At 74.6% G+C, this 24,944-nt stretch carries 23 protein-coding genes and 1 pseudogene; 14 read left to right on the top strand and 10 right to left on the bottom strand.

Translation table 11 applies throughout. The features are described 5' to 3' along the window. Positions 1-45: 45 nt before the first annotated feature. On the bottom strand, positions 46-747 hold the full coding sequence (locus tag AC02VZ_RS20615; protein ID WP_476476073.1) for a hypothetical protein: 702 nt from the start codon (positions 745-747) through the stop codon (positions 46-48). A 299-nt stretch (positions 748-1,046) separates the two neighbouring features. On the opposite strand from AC02VZ_RS20615, the gene hmgA reads away from it, so the two are divergent. The 4 genes and pseudogenes from hmgA to AC02VZ_RS20635 all read left to right on the top strand — a co-directional run. Then, positions 1,047-2,396, top strand: coding sequence for a homogentisate 1,2-dioxygenase (gene hmgA / locus AC02VZ_RS20620; RefSeq protein WP_432056674.1), 1,350 nt, complete (start codon positions 1,047-1,049; stop codon positions 2,394-2,396). A gap of 215 nt (positions 2,397-2,611) precedes the next feature. Continuing rightward, the gene (locus AC02VZ_RS20625; protein ID WP_432056675.1) at positions 2,612-3,361 is read left to right on the top strand and encodes a GntR family transcriptional regulator; all 750 of its coding nucleotides are present in this window, start codon (positions 2,612-2,614) and stop codon (positions 3,359-3,361) included. A 25-nt stretch (positions 3,362-3,386) separates the two neighbouring features. Then, positions 3,387-4,571: a type ISP restriction/modification enzyme gene (locus tag AC02VZ_RS20630; protein ID WP_476476074.1), complete on the top strand. Its 1,185-nt coding sequence runs from the start codon at positions 3,387-3,389 to the stop codon at positions 4,569-4,571. Positions 4,572-4,640: 69 nt separating this feature from the next. Further along, a pseudogene (locus tag AC02VZ_RS20635) lies at positions 4,641-5,003 on the top strand (ABC transporter permease); the annotation flags it as partial. A 183-nt stretch (positions 5,004-5,186) separates the two neighbouring features. Here the strand turns inward: AC02VZ_RS20635 and AC02VZ_RS20640 are convergent. From AC02VZ_RS20640 to AC02VZ_RS20655, 4 genes are all read right to left on the bottom strand, one after another. Further along, positions 5,187-5,462 (bottom strand): hypothetical protein, encoded by a 276-nt coding sequence (locus tag AC02VZ_RS20640; protein ID WP_164332602.1) that lies wholly within the window; start codon positions 5,460-5,462, stop codon positions 5,187-5,189. A 126-nt stretch (positions 5,463-5,588) separates the two neighbouring features. Beyond that, entirely contained in the window at positions 5,589-6,407 is an 819-nt protein-coding gene (locus AC02VZ_RS20645) for an anti-sigma factor (RefSeq protein ID WP_432056677.1), read from the bottom strand. After that, positions 6,404-6,946: a sigma-70 family RNA polymerase sigma factor gene (locus AC02VZ_RS20650; protein WP_432056678.1), complete on the bottom strand. Its 543-nt coding sequence runs from the start codon at positions 6,944-6,946 to the stop codon at positions 6,404-6,406. The genes AC02VZ_RS20645 and AC02VZ_RS20650 overlap by 4 nt, the downstream gene beginning before the upstream one ends. Positions 6,947-7,770: 824 nt before the next feature. Continuing rightward, positions 7,771-8,577 carry an SGNH/GDSL hydrolase family protein gene (locus tag AC02VZ_RS20655; protein WP_432056679.1) on the bottom strand — a complete coding sequence of 269 codons (807 nt, stop codon included), beginning with the start codon at positions 8,575-8,577 and terminating at the stop codon, positions 7,771-7,773. Positions 8,578-9,322: 745 nt separating this feature from the next. Here AC02VZ_RS20655 and AC02VZ_RS20660 point away from each other — a divergent pair. The 5 genes from AC02VZ_RS20660 (at position 9,323) to AC02VZ_RS20680 (ending at position 14,519) form a co-directional block, all read left to right on the top strand. Further along, entirely contained in the window at positions 9,323-10,147 is an 825-nt protein-coding gene (locus tag AC02VZ_RS20660) for a glycosyltransferase family 2 protein (protein ID WP_432056680.1), read from the top strand. Next, entirely contained in the window at positions 10,144-11,223 is a 1,080-nt protein-coding gene (locus AC02VZ_RS20665) for a glycosyltransferase family 2 protein (protein WP_432056681.1), read from the top strand. The genes AC02VZ_RS20660 and AC02VZ_RS20665 overlap by 4 nt, the downstream gene beginning before the upstream one ends. After that, positions 11,220-12,071, top strand: coding sequence for a polysaccharide deacetylase family protein (locus AC02VZ_RS20670; RefSeq protein WP_476476075.1), 852 nt, complete (start codon positions 11,220-11,222; stop codon positions 12,069-12,071). Before AC02VZ_RS20665 ends, AC02VZ_RS20670 begins: the two co-directional genes overlap by 4 nt. A gap of 539 nt (positions 12,072-12,610) precedes the next feature. Then, a complete protein-coding gene (locus tag AC02VZ_RS20675; RefSeq protein ID WP_476476076.1) occupies positions 12,611-13,702 on the top strand; it encodes a DUF5925 domain-containing protein in 1,092 nt (363 codons plus the stop codon). A gap of 46 nt (positions 13,703-13,748) precedes the next feature. Continuing rightward, complete coding sequence (locus AC02VZ_RS20680; RefSeq protein WP_476476077.1) at positions 13,749-14,519, top strand: DUF72 domain-containing protein; 771 nt, start codon at positions 13,749-13,751, stop codon at positions 14,517-14,519. Positions 14,520-14,549: 30 nt separating this feature from the next. Here the strand turns inward: AC02VZ_RS20680 and AC02VZ_RS20685 are convergent, their stop codons facing one another. Next, positions 14,550-14,918, bottom strand: a complete 369-nt coding sequence (locus AC02VZ_RS20685; protein ID WP_432056685.1) for a GntR family transcriptional regulator — start codon at positions 14,916-14,918, stop codon at positions 14,550-14,552. Positions 14,919-14,998: 80 nt separating this feature from the next. On the opposite strand from AC02VZ_RS20685, the gene AC02VZ_RS20690 reads away from it, so the two are divergent. The 4 genes from AC02VZ_RS20690 to AC02VZ_RS20705 all read left to right on the top strand — a co-directional run bounded on the left by AC02VZ_RS20690 (position 14,999) and on the right by AC02VZ_RS20705 (position 18,105). After that, positions 14,999-15,928, top strand: coding sequence for a GNAT family N-acetyltransferase (locus tag AC02VZ_RS20690; protein ID WP_432056686.1), 930 nt, complete (start codon positions 14,999-15,001; stop codon positions 15,926-15,928). Then, complete coding sequence (locus AC02VZ_RS20695; RefSeq protein ID WP_432056687.1) at positions 15,909-16,418, top strand: ribonuclease FAU-1 family protein; 510 nt, start codon at positions 15,909-15,911, stop codon at positions 16,416-16,418. Before AC02VZ_RS20690 ends, AC02VZ_RS20695 begins: the two co-directional genes overlap by 20 nt. Positions 16,419-16,729: 311 nt before the next feature. Further along, positions 16,730-16,864, top strand: coding sequence for a hypothetical protein (locus tag AC02VZ_RS20700; protein ID WP_432056688.1), 135 nt, complete (start codon positions 16,730-16,732; stop codon positions 16,862-16,864). A 185-nt stretch (positions 16,865-17,049) separates the two neighbouring features. Continuing rightward, positions 17,050-18,105, top strand: a complete 1,056-nt coding sequence (locus AC02VZ_RS20705; RefSeq protein ID WP_432056689.1) for a lytic polysaccharide monooxygenase auxiliary activity family 9 protein — start codon at positions 17,050-17,052, stop codon at positions 18,103-18,105. Positions 18,106-18,186: 81 nt separating this feature from the next. Here the strand turns inward: AC02VZ_RS20705 and AC02VZ_RS20710 are convergent, their stop codons facing one another. Further along, positions 18,187-19,083 (bottom strand): esterase/lipase family protein, encoded by an 897-nt coding sequence (locus AC02VZ_RS20710; RefSeq protein ID WP_432056690.1) that lies wholly within the window; start codon positions 19,081-19,083, stop codon positions 18,187-18,189. 174 nt (positions 19,084-19,257) lie between these two features. Continuing rightward, a complete protein-coding gene (locus AC02VZ_RS20715) occupies positions 19,258-19,704 on the bottom strand; it encodes a MarR family winged helix-turn-helix transcriptional regulator (RefSeq protein WP_476476078.1) in 447 nt (148 codons plus the stop codon). 90 nt (positions 19,705-19,794) lie between these two features. On the opposite strand from AC02VZ_RS20715, the gene AC02VZ_RS20720 reads away from it, so the two are divergent. Next, positions 19,795-20,169: a cupin domain-containing protein gene (locus AC02VZ_RS20720; protein WP_476476079.1), complete on the top strand. Its 375-nt coding sequence runs from the start codon at positions 19,795-19,797 to the stop codon at positions 20,167-20,169. A 71-nt stretch (positions 20,170-20,240) separates the two neighbouring features. Here the strand turns inward: AC02VZ_RS20720 and AC02VZ_RS20725 are convergent, their stop codons facing one another. Beyond that, positions 20,241-21,209, bottom strand: a complete 969-nt coding sequence (locus tag AC02VZ_RS20725; protein ID WP_432056692.1) for a DNA polymerase Y family protein — start codon at positions 21,207-21,209, stop codon at positions 20,241-20,243. Further along, entirely contained in the window at positions 21,206-24,928 is a 3,723-nt protein-coding gene (locus AC02VZ_RS20730; protein ID WP_476476080.1) for a DNA polymerase III subunit alpha, read from the bottom strand. Before AC02VZ_RS20730 ends, AC02VZ_RS20725 begins: the two co-directional genes overlap by 4 nt. Between the last annotated feature and the right edge of the window lie 16 nt (positions 24,929-24,944).

A 24,944-nucleotide genomic window follows, 5' to 3' on the forward strand; every position in this document is an offset into this window, starting at 1 on the left:
GACGGGGCCGGGCAGATCGCCCAGCAGCAGTGCGCACGCAGTGGATCAGGGCGCCGCAGAGCGCGGCGGCTGGGTGGATCCGGGCGCCCCGGTACCGGAACCGACCTCGGCACCACCCCCACCACCGGCCCCGGCAGAAGCTCCGTCTCCCGCCCCGGCAGACGCCCCATCACCGGCCCCGGCAGGCGCCCCGTCACCGACCCCGGCACCGCCTCCCGTCCCGCTGCCGCTCCCCCCGGCCGACGGTGCCGCGTCCGGTCGGGACACCGTGACGTCGGCGGTGCTCTCCACCGGCTCGCCGTTCACGGCCCACACCGAGCCGTCGTCGGCGTACAGCCGGGCGGTGACCCGGTGCGTGCCGCGGGGGACGGAGTCCGGGGACAGCCGGTGGCCGGGGGTGCGCAGCCGGGCGACGAGACGGTCGTCGACGTAGAGGTGGGCGAGCCCGCGCCCGGGGACGGCGCGTCCGGTGGCGCCGTGCGGGGAGAAGCGGAAGCCGCGCACCCGCAGGCGGACGGCCCAGCCGCCGTCGGCGTCGGACGTCACCTCGACGCCCACCCGCGGCGCCAACTCCTCGTCGACCTCGCGGTACGGGCGCCCCTCGGGGTCCCGCGTGTCCAGCAGTCGGCCGGCCGCAGGGGGCGCCCCGTCCTGCCCCCGCGCGTCCGGGGAAGCGCAGCCGACGAGTCCGGCCGTCAGGGCCAGCGCGACGGCGAGCACGGTGATCGGGGTCCGTGTCGACGACATGCCGAGGAGCGTAGAACGGGGGGCGACCGCGGGGATCCCCCCTGGAGTCTGGTCCGCGCCCGTCCGGTGTCCTCCGCCAAGAGGAGGACACCGGACGGGGTGACACCTGAGGCGGACGGCCAGAGGCGGACGGCGTGAGGAGGACGGCCTGAGGCGGGCGGCGCGGGAGAACGACCTCCGAGGTGCGCCGGACGAGGGACGCCGGCAGGACACGCGCCGGATTCGCCCGGCCCCCTTGCGCGCGGGAAATCGCAATCCTACGGTGTTGCATAGGAATCGGACGCAAGGGAGCACCGGACATGACCGATGGGGGCACCGCCCGCGTGGGCACGGACCTGCGCGGGGGCGCGCGCAAGGCCGTGGAAGGATTGGAACACCTGACCGGCTTCGGCAACCAGCACAGCTCCGAGGCGGTCCCGGGAGCTCTCCCCGAGGGCCGCAACTCGCCGCAGCGCGCACCGCTCGGGCTGTACGCGGAGCAGTTGAGCGGTTCCGCCTTCACCGAGCCGCGGGCCGTCAACCGCCGCTCCTGGCTGTACCGGATCCGTCCCTCGGCGGCCCACCCGGCGTTCACCCGGACGGGCAACGGCACGCTGCGCACGGCGCCCTTCAACCAGGCGGTGCCGGACCCCAACCGGCTGCGCTGGGACCCGCTCCCGGAGCCCCCGGAGGGCACGGACTTCCTGGCGGGCCTGTGGACGCTGGGCGGCAACGGGGACGTCACGCAGCGCACGGGCATGGCCGTGCACCTCTACCACGCCACCGCCTCGATGGACCGGGTGTTCAGCAACGCCGACGGTGAGCTGCTCGTCGTCCCGGAGCTCGGCGGGCTGCTGCTGCGCACCGAGTTCGGGCTGCTGCACGTGGAGCCGGGTCACATCGCGGTCGTCCCCCGCGGCGTGCGGTTCCGGGTGGAGCTGCTGGACGACACCGCCCGCGGCTACGTGTGCGAGAACTACGGCGCCCCCTTCGAACTCCCCGAGCTGGGCCCGATCGGCGCCAACGGCCTCGCCAACCCGCGGGACTTCCGGGTGCCGGTCGCCGCGTACGAGGACGTGGAGGGGCCGGTGGAGGTGGTGAACAAGTTCTGCGGCAACCTGTGGTCGGCGACCTACGGCCACTCCCCGCTCGACGTCGTCGCCTGGCACGGCAACCATGTGCCGTACGCCTATGACCTGCGCCGCTTCAATGTGATGGGCACCATCTCCTACGACCACCCGGACCCGTCCATCTTCACGGTGCTGACCTCGCCGAGCGACACCCCGGGGCTGGCCGGGGTGGACTTCGTGGTGTTCGCGCCGCGCTGGCTGGTGGGCGAGGACACCTTCCGGCCGCCGTACTTCCACCGGAACGTGATGAGCGAGTACATGGGCCTGATCGAGGGCGCCTACGACGCGAAGGCGGAGGGGTTCGTGCCGGGCGGCGGCTCACTGCACAACATGATGTCGGCGCACGGACCGGACCACGAGACGTTCGAGCGGGCGAGCGCGGCCGAGCTGCGGCCGCAGAAGATCGACGACGGTCTGGCCTTCATGTTCGAGACCCGCTGGCCGCTGTCGCTCACCCCGCACGCGGCGCGCGCGGAGCACCTGCAGGAGGGGTACGACGACGTGTGGCACTCCTTCGAACGGCACTTCCGCGTGCAGTGAGCCGGGCAGCCGCGTACGGCGGGGCGGAAGCCCTCGCGCCCCGGGCGGGGACGGAGGCACCCGTCCCCCGGGCAGGGACGGAAGACCTTCGCCCCGGCGGGGACGGAAGGCCCGCGCCCCAGCGGGGGCGGAAGCCCCGCGCGTGGCAGGGGCGGAATGCCCGGCTCCGCCGTACGCGGATTGCACTGAGCGTTCCCGACCGATACGGATGACCCGTGACTTCCTTCGCTCCGGATTCGATCGTCCTGAACCGCAAGTTGCCGCTCTGGTACCAGGTGTCGCAGTCACTGCGCGCCTCGATCCTCGGCCGCTCGCCCCAGGACCCGCTGCGCCTGCCCACCGAGGAACAACTGGCCGGGCACTACGGCGTGAGCGTGCTGACCATGCGGCAGGCGCTGAAGGAGCTGGAGGACGAGGGGCTCATCAGCCGGCACCGGCGGCGCGGCACGTTCATCGAGCCGGGCGCCACCCGGGGCACCCCGGTGCGGCTGCTGGGTTCGGTGGACGCCATCGTGGCCCAGCAGTCCGGGATGACCACCGAGCTGCTGGAGCACGGGCCCGCCCCGGTGCCGGCCGAACTCGCCGAGCACTTCCCGGACCTGACCGAGGCGGCGGCCTACCACCGGCTGCGCAGCGACGAGCAGACCGGGGAGCCGACCAACCACGCCCGCAACTGGGTCCGCCCCGAAATCGCCGCCCGCATCGACCCGGAGGACCTGGTGCGTTGGCCGATGACGAAGGTGCTGCGGGACGTCGTCGGCGTCGACATCAGCCGCATCACCGACACCGTGGAGGCGCGGCTCGCCGACCCCGAGACCGCACGGCTGCTCCGGGTCCCGCTGCTCAGCCCGATCCTGCACTACACGGGCATCACCTACGGCACCGACGGGCGGCCCCTGGACGTGGCCGTGATCCACTACCGGGGCGACCGTTTCTCCTTCACCGTGACCCTCGACGCCCACTGATCCCGGCTCCCGCCCAGGCCGTACGATGCCCTGCGTGACGCACGACGACGCTCCGCCGCTGGCGGACCTCATGCCGTGGTCCGTCGCACCGCCGCGGCTCGGCCGGGCGTGGCCGGCGGGCCCCGACGCGGGGTCCCTGAAGGCCCGTTGGAACGCCCTGGTGGCCGCGGAGGGGGCCGAGCGCGAGGCCCTGTTCCGGCCGACGCGCGCCCGTACGCCGCACACCCCGGTCGCCCAGCTGCCGGGGGGCGGCGGTGGCACCGAGCGGCTCGCCCGCGCCTCCGGGCCGTGCCCGGAACCGGTACGGGTGCTGGCCGCCCCGTTCGACGAGCAGTGGCTGATCCCGGACCACCGGCTGATCGACGCGGCCCGGCCCGAGCTGTGGCGGGTGGCGGACGAACGGCAGACGTTCGTCGTGGAGACGCCCGCCCCCGCCGGTGCGCCGGGCCTGCCGCTGCTCGCGACTCCGCACGTCCCGCTGCTGCGTCCCGGCCGGATCCGGCCGCTGTACCGCAGGCCCCGGGGCGCCGAACCGAATCTCACCCCCGGCCTGACCGCACACCTCGCGGCCCGCCTCGGCGGGGCGGTCGACGCGGCGGACGTGCTGGCCTGGATCCTCGCCGTGGCGCGGCCGGGGCCGAACGGGCCGGTGGTTCCGCTCACCGCCGACGCCGACGCCTGGGCGTCGGGGGTGGCGGCGGGCCGCCGGATGCTGTGGCTGATGCGCCGCGACGGCGAGCGGCCCAAACTGCCGGGCGGACGCCGCCCCTACGTCCGGGCCCCGCTGCCGGCCCGGCCGGTGACCCTGGACTACGACCGTGACGGGGAAGCCCTGCTCCTCGACGACGGCCGGATCGCGCCGGTGCCGCCCGCGGCGTGGGACTTCGAGACGGGCGGGATCCGCGTACTGGAGCAGTGGTTCGCCGCACGCACGGACGCCGGTGAGCCCGGCACCCTGGAGGCGGTGCGCCCGACGGCCTGGCCGCAGAGCTGGACGTCGGAGCTGCTGGAGCTGATCACCGTGCTCAGCCTGCTCGCCGAACTGGGCCCCGCGCGGGCCGCGTTGAGCGACGCCCCGCTGCCCGCTCCGGTCGGCCGGTCCGCACTGCGCACGGCGGGCGTCCTGCCCGTCCCGCCCACCGCCCGCCGTCCCGCCTCGGTGCTGGACGTGCACGAGGAGGGCCCGGAGGGCCAATTGGCCCTGCTCTGACCCCGCCACGGCCCCACACGGTCCCGCGTCGCGGTGCCGGATCGAGCCCGTCGAGCACCCGGCCCGGCGTCCGTCGCGCTGCTCCTGCTGTTCCGTTTCTCCTGCGTCTGGGTCGGCATGTATCTCGGGCTGCTCACGCGCGACGAGGAGGCCGCCGGTCAGCTGGGGGGCGCGAGCTTCCTGCTGCCGCTGCTCTCCGGCGCGTACATCCCCACCGAGGGGCTGCCGGGCGGGCTGCGCACGGTGGCGGAGTGGAATCCGGTCAGCGCGGTGGCGACGGCGCTGCGGGAGCTGTTCGGCAACGCTCCGGTGCCCGCGGACGCCGCGTGGCCGGTGGCGCATCCCGTGGCCGGGTCACTGTTGTGGTGCGCGGTGCTGCTCGCCGTGTTCGCCCCGTTGGCGGTGCGGCAGTACGGGCGCGGCGAGCGCTGAACTCCGGGCGGGACCGGCGAGGCGGTGGGCGGGCCCCCGGCCGATTGCCGGGTGGGGTCGGGGGCTCCGGGAGGGGACGTGCCCGCGCGTGACGCACCGTGCGGGTGCGCCGCTGCGCGCGGGGGTGGCGTGCTCCGGGACGCTGCCGCGCCGGGGAGGGCACAGTCTCCGGGCGCGCGGGGCCTAACGGCCGCCGAAGAGCGTGCGGCGCAGCCTGCGCAGCGGCGCGAAGAGCGAGACGCGGCTGGTGCGGGCCCGGACACCGCGGGCACCGCGGTCGTGCGCGGGGTCACGCGCGGTGAGCTCACGCATCAGTGACGTCGCCTCGGCCGTCTCCCGCTGGGGGACCGCCGGTCCCGACAGCACCGCGAGATGGCGGTCGAGGCGCGAACTGGTCGCGCTGCTCCCGCAGGTGATCGCAGGGACCCTGGCCCTGCTGCGCACTGTTATCTGTTCCATGTCACTCCCCACCCGTACGAGTCCACCCGGCCCGGGCAGGGTAACCCTATCGCCCCGTACCGGCACACGTGTATCGCGCCCACGGGATTCACCTTCCCCGCAAGGGGGTTGACGAACACTCGACGACTACTCTCCGAATCCGACCGTTTTCAGGGCGAGTTGGACGATGGGCTGCGCAGTGGGTTGCGGAGAGCCTCCGTCCGGTTCGACGGTCACGGCGAGTGACGTCGCCGAGGTCTCCAGATCGGAGGCGACCAGGGGCGTGTCGCCCTCGAAGAGGCCCAGCGAGCGCGGTGGTGCGCCGGGGCGCATGAGCCAGAGCTGACGCACACGTCCGTTCGGCGGGTCCTCGTAGCCGCCGAGGGTGACGACCGCGCTCGCCGTCGACGCGGAGGCGATCACTCCGATCGTGCGGCCGTCCGCGTCGCGCCCGCTGTCCACGCGGGCGTCCGGAGCGGACAGGACGTGGGCGATCTCACGTGACCGGTCGCGTTCCGCGGCCAGTTCGTCCTCGGTGCGGTTCGCCTGGACGGCGAACAGCGAGGCGACGACCAGTGCCGCCGCGGCGGTCGCCGTGGCGAACGGCACGAACAGCGGCGCCAGGCGGCGTCCGCGGTCGCCCGGCGGGGGTCCGGCGCCCCACACGTGCGGCGGCAGTCGCGGCGCACGCGCGCGGGCCGCCTCCTGCGGCGGCGGGTCCTGCGGGGTGGTCCGTACGGCGGCCAGCACCCGGTCGCGCAGGGCGGCCGGCGGCGGGGCGGCGGTGGACCAGGCGAGGCGGACGGCGTCCTCGGCGAGGTCGCGCACCTCGGCCCGGCAGCGCCCGCAGGTGCGCAGGTGCCGTTCGAAGCGGACCCGTTCGGCGGGCTCCAGGGCGTCGAGCGCGTAGGGAGCGGCCAGCGAGTGCAGGTCGCCGAGGCGCCCCAGCCGATCGAACAGGCTCATACGGCGCCTCCCAGGCAGTCGCGCAGCCGGGTCAGGCCGTCGCGCATACGGGTCTTGACCGTGCCCAGTGGCAGCGAGAGCCGCTCCGCCACCTCACGGTAGGTGTAGCCGTCGTAGTAGGCGAGGGTGACCGACTGCCGCTGGAGGGCGGTGAGGCGGTCCAGGCAGCGCCGCACCCACTCGCGTTCGAGACCGGCCTCCACCTCCTCGGCGACCTGGTCGAAGGCCGGGCCGCCGGCGCGCCGGGCCTCCCGCTCCTCGCGTTCCCCCGCGGCCCGGGCACTGCGCACCCGGTCGACGGCGCGGCGGTGGGCGAGGGTGAGGACCCAGGACAGCGCGCTGCCCCGGGCGGGGTCGAACCGCGCGGCGGACCGCCACAGTTCGAGCAGCACCTCCTGGGCCACCTCCTCGGACTGGGCGGGGTCGCGCACCACCCGCCGCACCAGTCCGAACACCGGCCCGGACACCAGTGCGTACAGGTCCTCGAATGCCGTCTGGTCGCCTCCCGCCACGCGCACCAGAAGCTCGTCGGCCTCCACCAGCCACCCCCCTCTCCCGGGCACCGCCGGGCCGTCCTGCCGAGCGAGGCGTGCGCAACGAGCGCGCCTCCGGAGGGGACTACGGATCACCGGGCCGAAAACGCGGGTCGGGCGGCGGGAAATCCCACGGCCGGTCGGGTCGGGTCCGGTCCGATCCGGTCCGATCCGGTCCGATCCGGCGGCAGCGGCCGGGCGGGCGGGCCTCGTGGGAACTCGGCTGGTCCGCCGCCGTCACCGCTCCGCGTCCCCTTGCGTCAGAGGCACGTCGGCACGGAGGACGGACGGCACGGACGGCATGACACCTGTCTCGAGCACCGCCGCCGGCTGTCTCGGGTACCGCCACCGGCCGTCTCCGTGACGGTCACCCACACCCCGGGGGTGGTGGCGCCGGGGCTGCCGGTCGCGGGCTCCTCGGGCCGCGGCGTCCTCGGTGGTTGCCGGTCCGGGCGTGGCGGGCGGGGTCCTGGGCATCGGGACGGGGACGGTGGGTGGCCGAGGACGGTTCGGTGGCCGACCCGGGCCGGCGGACGCTGTCGTTCCCGGCGGGCGGCGGGACCGAGGAGCGGGACACGGTGGTCGTGACGACGTACGGTCCCGGCCCGCATGGGGAGGCGGGGACGTCCGCGAGCCGGATCGAGGGGGGAGGCGGGGACGTTCGACGTTCGCGAGCCGGATCGAGGGGGGAGGCGCGGGAACCGGTGCGCGTGCCGTCCGGTTCGGTGCCGTTCTCCGTGACGTGCGAGACGGAGACCCCGTCGGGCGGGGTCTCCTCCTCTCCTTCCGGTTCGGTGTCCGCTCGCTGACGCGCCGAGGGCGCGGAGGGGTCAGACCGCGTTGGCCAGGGCCGGGAGGTAGCCGCCGGACTGGCCGGCCGCCTTCGGGTGGTACGAGTTGCCGATGTTGAGCCAGTCGACGCTGTGCAGCCAGGAGTTGCCGGAGCAGATCTCATGGCCGGCGAAGGTGGTGCGCACGTCGCCGAAGGTGAACCCGTGGGCGCCGGCGCGCTGGGCGAGCGCGGCGGCGAGGTGGTCGGCGGCGCCGTTGATCGCCTTCCGCTTGGTCTCGGACAGGCCGAGGCAGGTGGTGCCGAGCTGGTAGAAGCGGGGGTAGCCGAGCACCACGACGTGTGCGTGCGGGGCCCGGGTGCGGATGGCGGTGTAGACGCTGTCCAGCTTGCCGGGCAGCGTCGAGTCGACGTACGCCTTCGCGGTGGCGATCCGCGAGAGGCAGGAGCTGTCGGACTGGAGCACACAGGTCGTCATGACGTCGGCGAAGCCGGCGTCGTTGCCGCCGATGCTGATCGAGACCAGTGAGGTGGTGGCGCTGAGCGGGCCGAGCTGCCCGGACAGAACATCACCCGTTCGAGCGCCCGAGCAGGCCACGAAGTCGAAGGACGAGGGTGAGTTGGCGGCCTGCCAGAGGTACGGGTAGGCCTTCGTGCTGCGCTTGCAGTCGCCGCTGCCGGAGATGTAGCTGCCGGCTCCGACGCCGGAGGAGTAGGAGTCGCCGAGGGCCACGTAGCCCCCGTTCGCGGCCTGTGGGGACGCCTGTGCCGCAGCCGCACCGGTGAGGGCGGTGGCGAGGGCGAGGAGGAACGCGCTCAGAATGAGCACAAGTCGGGAACGTCTCATGGAACCTCCCTTTAGCAGGATCTCTGCCGCAACCTTCGTACCAACTACGCGTGTTGAACGGAAGTGTCCATGTCAAAATTGGGACGCTCCTTCCCGCATCTCCTGAACCTGCAGGACTTCTTCACGCCCTGTTCGATCCCCCCGGGGTGCCGGGAGCCCGCCCGGCACGACGACCCGCCGCGCCGACCCCGCACCGAACCGGGGGGTCAACCCACCACACGCCCGCACCCGTTCAATCCGGAACGAAATTCGGCCCGAGGGACTTACGGCCCTTGACGCCCCCAACGGGGTGCGCCACATTGAAGCCCGGCATCCGACACCTAGGGGGGCAAAGTCGGTCATGCAGGCATCCGCATCAGGGCGGAATGTGTGCACAGGGGCCGCATCGCACCGAGGCGAGGCCGCAGGGGCGGTCCTGCCGTTCGGGTTCAGTCGTCCATACCGTCATCCATCTCATCTCACCCGCACCGGTCCGTCAGTACGCGGCTTCAGGGGAGGGCTCGGGACCGCGACGCACCGGCGCGGGGCGCGGTAGGGGGGTGCCGTGCTCGGGAGCGCCAGCGTGACCGGGCCGTGCCGCGCGGCCGGCGGCGGTGTGTCCGCAGTCGGCCAGTTCAGCCAGCTCACCCGGCGTGCACGGAGCTCCGTTCCGTCGTGCCGTGTGTGAAAACCCCCCTTTCGAACCGGAAGTAGAGCCGGGCCGCCCGAGGGGCGGGCGGTCCACCGGACGAGAGGGACCAGACTCATGAGCTCCGTTCTGCCGCCGACGACCGCGGACCAGGGTTCGCGGCCCGCCGGCCAGTACCGGCCCGTCTCCTCGCACCTGGCGATCGCACCGCCGGTGAGCGTGGTGATCCCGGCCATGAACGAGGCGGAGAACCTGCCGTACGTCTTCAAGACGCTTCCCGACTGGATCCACGAAGTGGTCCTGGTCGACGGCAACTCCACCGACGACACCGTCGAGGTCGCGCGCGGGCTGTGGCCCGGCGTGAAGGTCGTCGCCCAGCGCGGCAAGGGCAAGGGCGACGCCCTGAACGCCGGGTTCCGCGCGTGCACCGGCGACATCATCGTGATGGTCGACGCGGACGGCTCCGCCGACGGCAACGAGATCGTGTCCTACGTGTCCGCCCTCGTCTCCGGCGCCGACTTCGCCAAGGGGTCGCGCTTCGCCAACGGCGGCGGCACCGACGACATGACGTTCGTCCGCAAACTGGGCAACCGGGTGCTGTGCGCCGTCGTCAACCGCAAGTTCGGCGCCCGGTACACCGACCTCTGCTACGGCTACAACGCGTTCTGGCGGCACTGCCTGGACGAGATCGACCTCGACTGCACCGGGTTCGAGGTCGAGACCCTGATGAACATCCGGGTCGTCAAGGCGGGCCTGAAGGTGCAGGAGATCCCCAGCCACGAGTACCTCCGGATCCACGGCACCAGCAACCTGAGAGCCGTGCGGGACGGGTTCCGGGTGCTCGGGGTGATCCTCGGGGAGCGGTCCAACCGGCGCGCCCTGCGCCGCCGCGCCCACCCCTCGCCGGCGGTGGCCGGCGCGGTGCGGAGGAAGGTGTCTTGAGCGGACCCGGCACCCCGGACGTCTCGGTCGTGATCTGCGCCTACACCGAGGACCGCTGGACGGACGTCCTGGCGGCCGTCGCCTCGGTGCGCGCGCAGTCACGGCCCGCCCGGGAGACCCTGCTGGTCGTGGACCACAACCAGACTCTCCTGGACCGTCTGGAGAAGGAGTTCGAGGAGACCGGGGAGGTGCGGGTGCTCGCCAACGCGGGCCCCCGCGGCCTGTCCGCCGGCCGCAACACCGGCATCGCGGCGGCGCGCGGCGAGGTCGTCGCCTTCCTCGACGACGACGCCGTCGCCGAACGCGACTGGCTCCGGCACTTCGCCGAGGCGTACGCCGACCCGCGCGTGCTGGCGGTCGGCGGGCGCACCGAACCCCTGTGGGCGTCCGGGCGGCGCCCGGCCTGGTTCCCGGAGGAGTTCGACTGGGTGGTGGGCTGCACCTACCGCGGTCTGCCGCCCGGCCGGGTCGAGGTGCGCAACGTGCTGGGCGGCAACGCCTCCTTCCGGCGGACCGCGTTCGACGCGGCGGGCGGCTTCGCCACCGGCATCGGGCGGGACGGCGACCGGCTCCCCCTCGGCGGGGAGGAGACGGAGCTGTGCATCCGGCTGAGCCGGGCCCGGCCCGACGCGGTCCTGCTGATCGACGACCGGGCGGTCATCCACCACCGGGTGCCCGAGGCCCGGGAGACGTTCCGCTACTTCCGCACCCGCGCCTACGCCGAAGGGCTGTCGAAGGCGCTGGTGGCGCGCAGCGTCGGCGCCGCCAAGGGGCTGGAGTCGGAACGCCGTTACACCACGCGGGTCCTGCCGGCCGGCGTCGCGCGGGGCCTGCGGGACGCCCTGCTGGCCCGCCCCGGCGGCGCCGGGCGCGCGGCGGCGATCGTCACCGGGGTGCTCACGGCGGCGGGCGGCTACCTGGTGGGCAGCCTGCGCGCCCGGCGCGACGGGGTCACCTTCTCGGTGGTCCCGGTCGGTACGGCGGTCCCGGCCGACACGACGGTCCCGGCCGACACGACGGTCCCGGCCGGCACGGAACCGGTGGACGGGGCCGCACACCCAGGGGGGCACCCGTGACCGACCTGCGCGTACCGATCCTGATGTACCACGCGGTCGCCACCGACCCGCCCCCCGGCACCCGGGCCCTGTCCGTCACCCCGGGGGCGTTCGCCGAGCAGATGGCGCTGATCGCCGGGCGGGGTCTCACCCCGGTCGGCACCGCCGACCTGGCCGCGCACTGGCGTACGGGGCGCCCGCTGCCCCGCCGACCGGTCCTGATCACCTTCGACGACGGCTACGAAGGGGTGCACCGGCACGCCCTGCCGGTGCTCGCCCGGCACGGCTTCCCCGCCACCCTGTTCGTCACCACCGGCTGGCTGCGCGGTCCGTACGCGACCGGACAGGCGCCGGACCGGATGCTGGACTGGGGCCAGGTGCGGGAGCTGGCCGACGCCGGCGTGGAGATCGGCGGGCACACCCACAGCCATCCCCAGCTCGACCAGCTCGACGACGGGCGGCTGCGCACCGAGCTGATCCACAGCAAGGAGATCCTCTCCGACCGGCTCGGACGGGTCCCGGTCTCCTTCGCCTACCCCTACGGCTACTCCAGCCGCCGGGTACGGCAGGCCGTGCGGGAGACCGGGTACGCGCAGGCGCTCGCCGTCGGCAACGGCCTCGCCCGGCGCGCCCAGGGCCCGTACGCCCTGCGCCGCGTCACGGTGCGCCGGTCGACGGACGCGGCCGAGTTCGTACGGCTCCTCGACGGCCGGGCCCTGACCCGCGTCTTCGCCCGCGACCGGGCCCTGACCAAGGGCTACGCGGTGCTCCGGCGCGCCCGCCGCGCCGGACACCTGCTGACGCCCGCCCCGGCCCGCGCGGGAGGGACCCCGTGCCGGACCTGCTCGACCGCCGGACGGGGCGGGTGACCGGACCAGCCGGGTGACGGACGGGCCGGGTGCGGCCCGGACCGGGTGCGGCCCGGACCGGGTGCGGCCCGGACCGGGTGGGCGCGGGCCGCGTGGGCGCGGGCCGCGTGGCGCACGTCCCGGATGAGGCGCGGGCCGTGACGCACGGGCCGGACCGGATGACGGGGACCGGCCTCGCTTCCCGCCCCGCCCGTCCCGCCCAGACCCGGCAGGTGCCCGGCACCAGCGGGACGGGGGCGGCGCCGACCGTGACGGCGGGGCGCGCGGGTCAGACGGCGCGGGCGACGGCGGGACCGGCATGACGCCGGGGCGCGCGGGGCCGCACGGGCGGGCGGTACGGCGGCCGGCGCGTCGAGCTGGGGGGCGGCGAGGCGGTACGAGGCGGGGCGAGGCACGGCAGGCCGGTACGAGCCGGGGCGAGGCACGGCAGGCCGGTACGCGGCAGAGCGGGGCGAGGCAGCGCAGGCCGGTACGAGGCAGGGCGAGGCGGGGCGGGAAATCGGATGCGCCCCCGGAGCTCCGTGCCGGATCATGTCGGCATGCCTGCGCACCCGCACGACGCACCGCCGATCCAGCTCTCCGTCGACAGTGACTGCCCGACCGACGTCGTCAACGCGCTGTTCCTCGACCGTTTCAGCACGGGTGAGCAGCCCCATGCCCGCGGCGTCACCCTCGACCGGGTGCGCTCCGCCGCGACCCTGCTCCCGGCCGGCGCCCGCCTGCTGCGTGCCGTCCGCGAGGAGCACCGCGCCGCCACCCTGGCCGAGGGGGACGGCTGGACCCTGCTCGTCTCCCGGTGGAAGCGCGGCGCCGACGTCACCGTCACCGCGACCTCCGCCGAGCTGGCCACGAAGGTCCTGGACGAGGCGACCGACGGCGCGGCGGACGAGCAGGAGCCCCGGCCGGACAACGTCGGGATGGGTTTCTGGTACGCCTCCCCGACGCGCGGCCCGCACCGCACCACCCGGCAGATCACGGCCGGCAGCTGGGAGGAGGTCCGGCCCAACTACACCCGTCCGGTGGCGGACGCCATGGACCGCCTGATGAAGACGACTCCCGAGGACATCTCCGGCCGGCTCCTGCTGCTGCACGGCCCGCCGGGCACCGGCAAGACCTCGGCCCTGCGCACCCTGGCCCGGTCCTGGCGGGACTGGTGCCAGGTGGACTGCGTGCTGGACCCGGAGCGGCTCTTCGCCGACGTCGGGTACCTCATGGACATCGCCATCGGCGAGGAGGACGAGGACGGCAACGACCGCTGGCGGCTGCTGCTCCTGGAGGACTGCGACGAACTGATCCGCGGCGAGGCCAAGCAGGCGGCCGGCCAGGCCCTGTCCCGGCTGCTGAACCTCACCGACGGCCTGCTCGGCCAGGGCCGCAACGTCCTGGTCGCGGTGACCACCAACGAGGACCTGGAGCGTCTCCACCCGGCCGTCGTCCGCCCCGGACGCTGCCTGGCCCGGATCGAGGTGGGCCCGCTGACCCGCGCCGAGGCGGTCGACTGGCTGGGCCGCGAGGACGGCATCGGCCGCGAGGGCGCCACCCTGGCCGAGCTGTACGCGCTGCGCCGCGGCACCTCCCCCACCGCCCTGCCCGAACCGCGCGGGAACGCGGACGCCGGGCTGTACCTGTAGGCCCGGCCGAGGGGTCCGCGTCGCCGCCCGGTGGTGTGATGGCCGTATGACCGTGTTCGTCGGGACCTCGGGCTGGCAGTACCGGGACTGGCGCGACGTGCTGTACCCGTCGGGGCTGCCGGTGCGGCTCTGGCTGGAGGAGTACGCCGCCCGGTTCGCGACCGTCGAGGTCAACAACGCCTTCTACCGGCTGCCGTCCAGGGAGACCTTCGCGTCCTGGCGGGAGCGCACCCCGCCCGGCTTCGTGGTCGCGGTGAAGGCCGGCCGCTACCTCACCCACATCAAGCGGCTGAAGGAACCGGAGGAGCCGGTCGAACGGCTGATGAGCCGCGCGGAGGGACTCGGCGACCGGCTCGGTCCGGTCCTGCTCCAGCTGCCGCCCAGCCTGCGGGCCGATCCGGCCCTCCTGGACGCCTGCCTGCGCCGCTTCCCCGCCGGGCAGCGGATCGCCGTCGAACCACGGCACGCGTCCTGGTGGACACCCGAGGTGCGCGGCGTCCTGGAGGCCCGCGGCGCCGCCCTGTGCTGGGCCGACGTCCTGGCCCGCCCGGCGACCCCGTTGTGGCGCACCGCCGACTGGGGGTACGTCCGTTTCCACCAGGGCCGGGCCCGGGCCTGGCCGCACTACGGTCGCCGGTCGCTGCGCACCTGGGCCGAACGCGTCGCGGACACCTGGCCCGGCGGCCAGGACGTGTACGCCTACTTCAACAACGACCCGAACGCCGCGGCGGTCGGCGACGCGGCCCTCTTCGCCCGTACGGCACGAGCGGCGGGACTGGAGGTGACCCGCACCCCCCGGCTCCCCGCGTCCGCCTGACCCGGAGCGGCAGCGGGGCACGCCGTCGGCTCACGTGCCGTAGGCCGCCCGCAGCGCGTCCCGGACCGCGGCGAGGGCGTCCGCCTCGTCGAGACCGAGCCGGCGCGCCCGCTCGGCGTACGCCTGCGCGGCGGTCGCCGCCTCCCGTTCGGCCGCCGACCCCGCGGCGGCGACCAGGGTGCCGTTGCGTCCCCGGGTCTCGATCACCCCGTCCGCCTCCAGGGCGCGGTACGCCTTGGCCACCGTGTTCGCGGCGAGACCGAGGGTCTCCGCCAGCCCCCGCACGGTCGGCAGGCGGTAGCCCACGGGCAGCGCCCCGGACCGCGCCTGCTCGGAGATCTGCGCCCGTACCTGCTCGTACGGTGGCGCACTGTCGTCGATGTGGATCGTCAGGCTCACGTCCCGATTGTCCCGCACCCGGTCCGCGCGGTCGAAAAGGAGAGGCGGCCGGCGGCCCTCCCGGCATAGCGTGCGCCCTCATGACCGTCATCGTGCGCGACCTGCGACCGGAGGTGCGAGCCGACGCCGAGGGGTTCTCCCGCGTCCGCCGCCTCGCCGTCCCCTTCATGCTGTCCACCCCGGACTCCGTCCTGCACCACCTGCGCCACTCCCACCCCGACGCCCACTTCGGCCAGCTCGTGGCCGAGGCGGACGGCGAGATCGTCGGCACGACGCAGCTCGGCGTGGCCCACGACAGTCCCGAGCCGGGTCGGGGCTCCGCCAACGTCTACGTGCACCCGGAGCGGACCGGGCGGGGCGCCGGTTCGCTGCTGCTGCGCACCGCCGAGGAACGGCTGGCCTCCCTGGGCGTCCACACGGTCTTCAGCTGGGTGCCGGACGAACCGGGCAACCGCGCCTTCGCCGAACGGCACGGTTACCGCCCCGGGCGGTCCGCGTACTTCCTGCGCCTCGGTCTGGACGGAGGCGCCCTGCCCCCGCTCGCCGGCCCGCCGCCCGGCGTCGAGCTGCGTACCGGGGCCGACTTCGCGGACGATCCGCGCCCGCTGTTCGAGCTGGACGCCGAGGTCACGGCGGACGAGCCGGGCGACGTGACCTCGGAGCTGTCCGACTACGCGGCCTGGCTGGAGGACACCTGGCGGCACCCCCTGCTCGACCTCCGCCTGACCACGGTCGCGGTCGTCGACGGCCGTCCCGTGGCCTTCACCGCCGCGCACACCGACGGGGAGGGCCGGTACGGCACCGCGATGACCGGGACCGCCCGGGACCACCGGGGGCGGGGCCTGGCCAAGCTGGTCAAGAACACGTCCCTGCACCGGGCGCGGGCCGCCGGGTGCAGGGAGGCGTTCACGGGGAACGACACCGGCAACGAGCCGATGATCGCCGTCAACACGTGGTTCGGCTACGACATCTGCGCGACGGAGGTGCGGTATGCCCGCGAACTCGGCTGACCCCTCGGCCACCGCCCGGCTGGAGGTCGTCCTGGTCAAGGCGGGCCGCACGAAGATCCGCTACCCGGCCGAGCTGCTCCACGACGACGGCACCCGGATCACCGTGCGCGCGCCCTGGGCGGGCGACGGCGTGCGCGACTTCGGCTTCGTCCGCTTCGAGCCCGGTGACGTCTTCACCGAGCACTTCTGGCGCGACCGGTGGTACGCGGTGAAGGAGGTGCGCACCGCCCGGGGCGTGCTGAAGGGGCACTACTGCGACGTCACCCGTCCGGCCGCGCGGTCCGGCGGCGAACTGGTCGTGGAGGACCTCGACCTGGACCTGTGGCGCTCCGCGGACGGTGGGCTGATTCTGCGGCTGGACGAGGACGAGTTCGCCGCGAGCGGCCTGGCCACGGCGGACCCGGACGCGGCGACCGCCGCCGTCCGGGCGCTCGACGAACTGGACGCGCTGGCCCGCGGCGCCGACGGCTTCGCGCCCCTGTTCGCCTGACCGCCGCCGACGCCCGGCGCACCCGCCCCCGAGCCCCGCGCCGGTCGCCGTCAGCCCACCGCCGCGATCACCGCGTAGCGCTCGTCGTCCACCGCCCGGCCCCACAGCGCCGGGTCGCCCGAGAGCCGCTCCAGGCGGACCCGGTGTGCCCGCCCCGTCACTGTCGTCGTTCATGCGCCCCAGGGTGACACCCGCCACGGACACCGCCGGGGTGACCGCGGCCACAGACAGACCGGGACCGATGAGGAACTCTCGCCCGAAAGGTCTGCCCCCGTGAGACCGCGGAACCCGGCGGACCGGAGGAGGCAGCCATGCGCCGCACCACCGTGCAGAAGCCCCTGAAGAGGACCGGCACCCGCCGCACCGGCGAGGAGACCGACGAGCGCCCCGCCGGGCGACCGGAGATCCGCAAGGACATCGCCCGGACCTGGTGGCCCGAGGACTGACCGGAACGGATGTTCCCGGTCCGCGTACCTGAGCGCAGCCTGAGCACTTCCTTAACGGGGCCATAAGGATCACCCCGGACGGCTTTCACCGGACGTTTTCCCGGTTCCGTGGGGCTAGCTTCTGAGCCATCCCCCACGGGATCCCCTCCCCAAGTCCTGTGATCGTTCCGAGGAGTTGCTGCCCCATGCCCGCACGCCGCAAGGTCGCTGTCGCCGTCGTCGGTGTCGTCCCGCTCGCCCTGGCCGGGCTGTCCGCCGCGCCCGCGTCCGCGCACGGCTCGATGGGCGACCCGGTGAGCCGGGTCGCGCAGTGCTACGCCGAGGGCCCGGAGAGCCCGAAGTCGGACGCCTGCAAGGCCGCGGTCGCGGCGGGCGGCACCCAGGCGCTCTACGACTGGAACGGCGTCCGCATCGGCGACGCGGGCGGCCGCCACCAGGAGCTCATCCCGGACGGCAAGCTCTGCAGCGCCGGCGACCCGACGTTCAAGGGGCTCGACCTGGCCCGCGCCGACTGGCCCGCGACGAGCGTCGACAGCGGCTCGTACACGTTCAAGTACCGGGTGACGGCCCCGCACAAGGGCACCTTCAAGGTGTACATCACCAAGCCCGGCTACGACCCGTCGAAGCCGCTGGGCTGGGGTGACCTCGACCTGGCGAACCCGGTCGCGACGTCCACCGACCCGGCGCCCTCCGGCGGCTTCTACACCTTCTCCGGCACCCTCCCGGAGCGCTCCGGCAAGCAGCTGCTGTACGCGGTGTGGCAGCGCTCGGACAGCCCGGAGGCGTTCTACTCGTGCTCGGACGTCACCTTCGGCGGCGGCAGCGGCAGCGGCGGCAACGCCGGCGGCGAGGCGGCGGGCGGAGAGACCGGCGGGGACGCGTCCGCCGACACGCCGAAGAAGGCGGACGCCCCGGCCCCGGTCGCGTCCGCCCCGTCCGAGCAGCAGATCAAGGACGGCGCCGAGAAGTCGACCATCGAGAACCACGGTCACGGGGACGACGACCCGCACACCACGACGGACCCGACGCCGCCGGCCGAGGCCGGGGGCGACGACGGCGACGACGGCTCGGCCGGCAACCAGCCCAAGGCGGCGGGCGCCTCGGCGAACCTGGCGGAGACCGGCGGCGACAGCACGACCCCGTACCTGATGGTCGGCGGTGCGGCGGCGCTGGCACTGGGCTCGGCGGCGCTGTTCGCCTCCACCCGCCGGCGTGCGGCGGGCGCGCGGCACGGTCGCTGACCCGACGAGCGGGGCCTGTCCGGCGGCTCAGGCCGGACAGGCCCCGTCGCGCTGCGCGCGGTGGCACGTGTCCGTCACGTGTCAGCTGAACACCGAGGCGCAGGTGGTCCGTTCGGCCCGCGCCGGGTCGAGGGCGTTGGCCACCTCGTGGAAGGCGATCCGGTCGATCAGGGCGATCGCCAGGTGCTCGGACAGGTCGAGCGGGCACAGGTCCTGGAGCAGGACGTTGCGCACGTTCGGGCCGCTGAGGAACTGGTTGCGGTACGGGGTGAGCACCTGGTCGTAGCGGGTGGCGATGACGGTGTAGCGGACCCCGGGCACGGTGTCGCCGCCCGCGTTGAGCTTGGTGAGGAAGTCGGATCCGACGACCTGGTCGGTGAGGGCGGGGGTGGCCTTCTTCAACAGGTCGGCCGCGCCGGGGAAGTACGGCAGGAGCTCGGCGAGCCCGCTGAGGGTGGTGCCGTGGTTGTTGGGGGCGATCCCGACGAGGGCGTTCACCTCGGCGGCGCCGCCGAGGAACTTGAGGTAGTAGCGGGGCATCATGCCGCCCTGCGAGTGGCCGACGATGTCGACCTCGTCGGCGCCGGTGGCGGCGAGCACCCGGTCGACGTAGGCGTCGAGCTGCTCCGCGGACTTCTCGACCGGGCCCAGCCCGTGGAAGAAGGGGACACCGGGGAGCTGACCGTAGTCCAGGGAGAAGACGCAGTAGCCGCGGTGCTTCAGGTAGGGCGCGAGGCCCAGCCAGTTGTCGACGGAGTTGCCCAGGGTGCCGTGGACCAGGACGACCGGGCGGGGGTGGGCGGTGGACGGCTTGCAGGAGTAGTCGTTCCAGCCGCGGTCGGGGGCGGTGCGGGCGGCGGCGGGAGCGGCCTGGGCGGCGGGGGCGGCCTGGGCGCTGGTGGCGGTGGGGACGGTGACGGCTGCGGCGGCCAGCAGGAACGCGGCCAGCGGTCTGATCACTCGCTTCCAGGGCAGCATCGGGTGATCTCCTTGCGCTCAAGGGGAGGATGCGACGGCGTACGCCTTGTGATCCGGATCACGAGGATGCTGTTCACTCATCAAGTTACGGGCGAGTAGGAAACCCTGGAGGTTACGGGTCGGTAAAAACTTCCGGCTTCAGTTGCCGGACAGCCCTCCGCACCTGATATGAGGTCACCAAACGGGACGAATCGGCCCCCCGGGTGCGATGCGCAGCAACACCCGCCCGAGCGCCCGCACTTCGGCCTCCCCCAGCTCCGCGCTCCAGGCCCGCACCGCCTCCGCCGCCGCTTCCTCGGCCGCCCGGGCGCAGGCCCACCCCGCGTCCGTCAGCACGACCAGCCGCGCCCGCGCGTCCGCGGGGTGCGGGCGGCGCTCCGCATACCCCTTGCGCACCAGCTCGTCCACGAGCTGACTCGCGGCCTGCTTGGTGACCCCGAGGTGGACGGCGAGCTCGGTGACCGTCGCACCGTCCGGGGCGAGCCGGGTGAAGGCGAATCCGTGCGCCGGCCGCAGGCCGTCGAACCCGCGAGCGGCGACACCGTCGTCGATGCGCCGGGTCAGGTCACCGGCGACCGCGAGCAGCGCCGCGGACAGGGCCATGGCTTCGGGATTCTGCACGAGGACATTCAAGCACCTTGACCATATGGTCAAGTAGCTTGAATATATGGTCAGGCAACTTGACCATCATCGCCCGCCGGGAGGCTCCTCATGACCGTCGTCCGCCCGTCCGAAGCCGTCGTCCACGAGGTGCACGGCGTACGTTTCGTCGCGCACGCCACCCCCGCGGCCGGCAGCAGGGAGCTGTGTGCCTGGCGGAGCGAGATCCCCGCCGGCACCCGGGCACCCGCGCACACCGTCAGCCGGGAGGAGATCTTCCACCTGCTCGACGGCGACCTGCGGATCACCCTCGACGGCACCGCCCACCGGATCACCGCCGGCGACACCGTGATCGTCAACCCGGGCACGACCCTCGCCGTCGAGAACCCCACCGCCCGCCCCGCCGCCGCCTGGGTCACCACCTCCCGCGGCCTGCGGGCGACCCTGGCCGACGGCACCCGCCTCACTCCGCCGTGGGCCAACTGACACCGCACGCCCCGGGACGACGCCGTCCCGGCCGCACCGGGCCTGACCGCGGGCCACCCGGACCGGACTGCTCAGGCCGCCAGCGTCCCCGGCATCACCGCGCGGGGCCCGAACTTCGCCCGTGCGCGGTCCGCGACCTCCTCGATCCGGCGCACTTTCTCGTCCACCGGATCGAAGGTGAGCTGGTGGGAGGCCCGCTCGGCGGGGTCGAGCCCCTCCGCGCGGAGGGCGATCGCCCGCACCCGGGCGCGTTGCAGGCCGAGCGCCTCGTACAGGCCGTACGCCGCCGCGGTGAGCGCGGCCGAGTGGCCGGTCGGCTCGGGGAGGGTGCGGGTGCGGGTGGTGGCGGACCGGTCCGCGTAGCGGACGGTGAGGGTGAGGCCGCGGCAGACCTTGTCGAGGGCGCGCAGCCGGGCGCCCAGTTCCCCGGCGGCCGACAGCAGGGCACGGCGGTGCCGGTCGGGGTCCAGTTCGTCGCGGGTGAAGGGGCGTTCGGCGGCCAGCGACCGGGAGACGGCGTTCGGGACGACCCGGCCGCGGTCGACACCGTTCGCCCTCTCGTGCAGTTCGCGTCCGGCCCGGGCGCCCACCAGCCGCTGGAGCGTGGACAGGGGGGCGGCGGCGACCCGGCCGAGGGTGTCGAGTCCGTACTCGCACAGGGTGCGGGCGGTCTTCGTGCCGACCCCGGGCAGCGCGACGACGGGCCGGCCGGCGAGGAACTCCCGCACCTCGTCCCCGGCCACCACGCGGGTCAGTCCCGGCCGGGCGTCCCGCAGGGCCATGCGGGCGAGCATCGGGCCGGGCCCGGCGCCGATCACGCAGTCGACGCCGTACAGGGCGAGGGCGCGGACGCGGATCACCGAGGCCAGTTCCAGGGCGGTGCGCCCGAAGTACCGTTCGGCGCCGCGCAGATCGGCCAGCGCCCCGTCCGGCGGCAGGGCCTGCACGACGGGCGTGAACTCCTCGAGCAGGCCGAGCAGCCGGGGCAGGACGGTCTCGTCCGCCGACGGCGCCTGGAAACGTACGCAGAGGATGGTCATCCCGCACTCCCTGGACTCTGGTGCCACAACTTCCTTCCGACCGCGGGCCCTTCGCCCGCGGGACGCAGATCGGCCCAGGGGTGCATCTCGTACCCCGTGGGCATACGGATCGTCCGGTCCTCCCGGCCCTCCCGGTCTCCCCGGCGCTCTCCGTCCTCCCGGCCCTCCCCGCTCTCTCCGGCCTCCCGGCCCTCTCCGGCCCTCCGGCCTTGTCCTGCCTCCATCGGGTCGCGGGCCGCGGAGCCCGCGGGCGCCGGGCGGCCGTCCGAGCCGGTGAGCCGTCGGCGGGCCGGGCCGTCGCCGTCGTCCACGCCGGTGCCGGTGCCGCCCGTTCCGGCCAGCCGGGCCGCGACGCCCTCCAGCCCCTCCTCCCGGCGTACCTCCAGCAGGTCGGCGAGGTTCCAGGCGGCGGAGCCGACGATGCTGAGGCTGCGCGGCCCACGGCGCTGCACCACTCCGCGGACCAGCAGCAGCCAGGAGTGGAAGACGGTGTGGGCGCAGGTGTCGTGGGAGTCGTCGAAGAAGGCGAGGTCGACCAGGCCCGTGCCGTCGTCCAGGGTGGAGAAGATGACCCGCTTGCCGGACCGGATGGGCGGGGTCTGGGTGGCCGCCTTGGCGCCCGCGACCAGCACCGTCTCCCCGTGCCGGGCCTCGCGCAGCCGTCGCGCGGAGACCACGCCCAGTTCGTCGAGGAAGGCGCGGTGGTCGTCCATCAGGTTGCGCGAGGCGTCCATGGACAGCACGCCCAGTTCGGCGCTCAGCCGCTCCGGCGGGGTGAGGTCGGGCAGCCCGGCCGGGGCGGTCCGCCGGCCGCCGGGCAGCGGGAGCTGGTCGCCGCGTCCGCCCCGGGCACCCCGGTGCAGCTCAGTGAGGTGCAGTTGCAGATCGCGCCGGTTGGCGCCGAACGCGTCCAGCGCGCCGACCTGGGCGAGCCGCTGGGCGACGGGCCTGCTGGGCCGGGCCCGCTCCCAGAAGTCGAGCAGCGAGGCGTACGGCTGCCCGTCGGCGATCCGCGCGGCCTCGGCCTCGCTGATGCCGTGCACGTCGCAGAGCGCCAGCCGCAGGCCCCACGTCCCGCCGCCCTCCGGCGCCTGCTGCCCTTTCGCCCCTTTCCCCCTCTTTGCGTCAGACACCAGTTCGACACGGTGGGTGACTCCCGACTTGTTCACGTCCAGCGGCAGGATCGGCACCCCCCGCCGCCGCGCGTCCGCCAGCAGCAGCCGCTTCGGGTACATCCCGGGGTCGTGGGTGAGCAGCCCCGCGTAGAAGGCGGCCGGGTGGTGCGCCTTCAGCCACGCCGACTGGTAGGTGGGGACCGCGAAGGCGACCGCGTGCGCCTTGCAGAAGCCGTAGGAGCCGAACGCGGCCACGATCTCCCAGGTGCGCTGAATCGTTTCTGCGTCGTAGCCCCGGGCCGCCGCGTGCTGCGCGAACCACACCGCGATCCGCCCCTGCGACTCCGGGTCGGACAGCCCGCGCCGCACCCGGTCCGCCTCCCCGCGTCCGCAGCCGGTCATGATCGAGACGATGTCGATGACCTGCTCGTGGAAGACCACCACCCCGTACGTCCCCTTCAGCGGTTCCTCCAGGTCCGGGTGCGGGTAGCGCACCGGCGCCCGCCCGTGCCGGGCCTCGATGAACGGCCGCACCATGTCGGCGGCGACCGGGCCGGGACGGAAGAGGGAGATGTCGACGACGAGGTCGTGGAAGGTGGCCGGCTGGAGCCGCCCGACCAGGTCCCGCTGGCCCGGCGACTCGATCTGGAAGCAGCCGAGCGTCTCGGTGGACCGGATGAGCCCGTACGTCGCCGGGTCGCCCTCCGGCACCGCGTCCAGGTCGATCCGCTCCCCCGTCGCCCGCTCCACCTCGGTGACCGCGTGCGCCATCGCCGACTGCATCCGCACCCCCAGCACGTCCAGCTTGAGCAGCCCGAGGTCCTCGACGTCGTCCTTGTCGAACTGGGCCATGGGGAAGCCCTCGCCGCTGGTCGGCATCACCGGCGTGCGGGTGAGCAGGGAGGCGTCGGACAGCAGCACGCCACAGGGGTGCATGGCGACGCCGCGGGGGAGCGCGTCGAGGGCCTCGACCAGTTCCCAGAGCCTGCCGTACCGGTCCTTCTCCCCCGCCAGTTCCCGCAGTTCGGGCAGTTCGTCGAGGGCCGCGCGGGCGTCGCGGGCGCGGATGTGCGGGAAGGACTTGGCGATCCGGTCGATCTCGGCCGGGTCCATGGACAGCGCCGCGCCGACGTCCCGGACGGCGTGCCGCACCCGGTAGGTCTCGGGCATCGCCACCGTGGCGACCCGCTCGGTGCCGAACCGGCCGATGATCGCCCGGTAGACCTCCAGCCGGCGGGCGGACTCCACGTCGATGTCGATGTCGGGCAGCACGACCCGCTCCTTGGACAGGAAGCGCTCCATCAGCAGCCCGTGCTCGACCGGGTCGGCGTGCGCGATGCCGAGGAGGTGGTTGACCAGGGAGCCGGCGCCGGAGCCGCGCGCGGCCACCCGGATACCGAGGTCCCGCACGTCGTCCACGACCTGGGCGACGGTCAGGAAGTAGGAGGCGAATCCGTGGTGGCCGATGATGTCCAGCTCGTGGTGCATCCGCTCCCAGTAGTCCCGGCGCCCGGCGTAGCCGCGCAGTACCATGCCCGCCGTCGCCCGGGAGGCCAGGGCCCGCTGGGCGGTACGGCGGCCGGCGCCGACGAGGTGCGGTTCGGGGAAGTGGACGCTTCCCATGCCGAGGTCGTCGTCGGGGTCGACCAGGCACTCGGCGGCCGTGGCCTGCGTCTGCTCCAGCAGCCGGCGGGCCGCCGTACGGCGGAAGCCCGCGGCCTCCACCATCCGCTCGGCGGCCCGCTCCATGGCGCCCGCGTCCTTGAGCCATGCCTCGCCGGAGTCCAGCCCTTTGGCCGGGTCGACCGGGACGAGGCGGCGGGCGGCGTCCAGGACGTCGGCGACCGGCCCGAGGCCGGGGTCGGCGTAGCGGACGGCGTTGCTGAGCACCGGGCGGATCCGCTGGTCGGCGGCGAAGCCGAGGGTGCGCGCGGCCAGCCGCAGGGAGCCGGGGCCGGTGCCCCCGCGGCCGTGCCACACGGCCTCCAGGCGCAGGGCGTCGCCGTAGACCTCCCGCCAGGGGGCGAGCAGCCGGGCGGCCCGGTCGGGGCGGCCCGCGGCCAGGGCCCGGCCGACGTCGGAGTCGGGGCCGAGCAGCACGGTCAGGCCGTCGCCGTGGTTGTCCTCCCAGGGCAGGAGCGGGAGCCCGCCGGAAGGCGGTCCGCCCTGCCCGGAGGGGACCGCGGGCCCGGTGGCGTGGGCGGCGGAGACCAGGCGGCACAGGTCGGCCCAGCCCCGGGCGCCGTCCCGGGCGAGGAAGGTGACCCGGGGCGCCGAGTCGTCGACGAAGGCGCCCCCGCGCACCGGCGTGCGGCGCCGTTCCCTGCGCACCGCCTCGTCCCCCCGGACGCCGCCGGGCCCCGTCGCGCCGGCCGGGGCGGCCGGAGGGGCCGCCACCGCCAGTTCGGCGCCGAACAGGGGGCGGATCCCCGCCTTCGCGCAGGCCTTGGCGAAGCGGACGCTCCCGGCGAGGGTGTCACGGTCGGTGAGGGCGAGGGCGTCCATGCCCCGTTCGCCGGCCCGCTCGGCCAGCCGTTCCGGGTGGGAGGCGCCGTACCGCAGGGAGAACCCGGAGACGGTGTGCAGATGCGTGAAACCCGGCACACGCACCTCCCGCACT

It is taken from the genome of Streptomyces sp. 3-6, assembly GCF_056323165.1.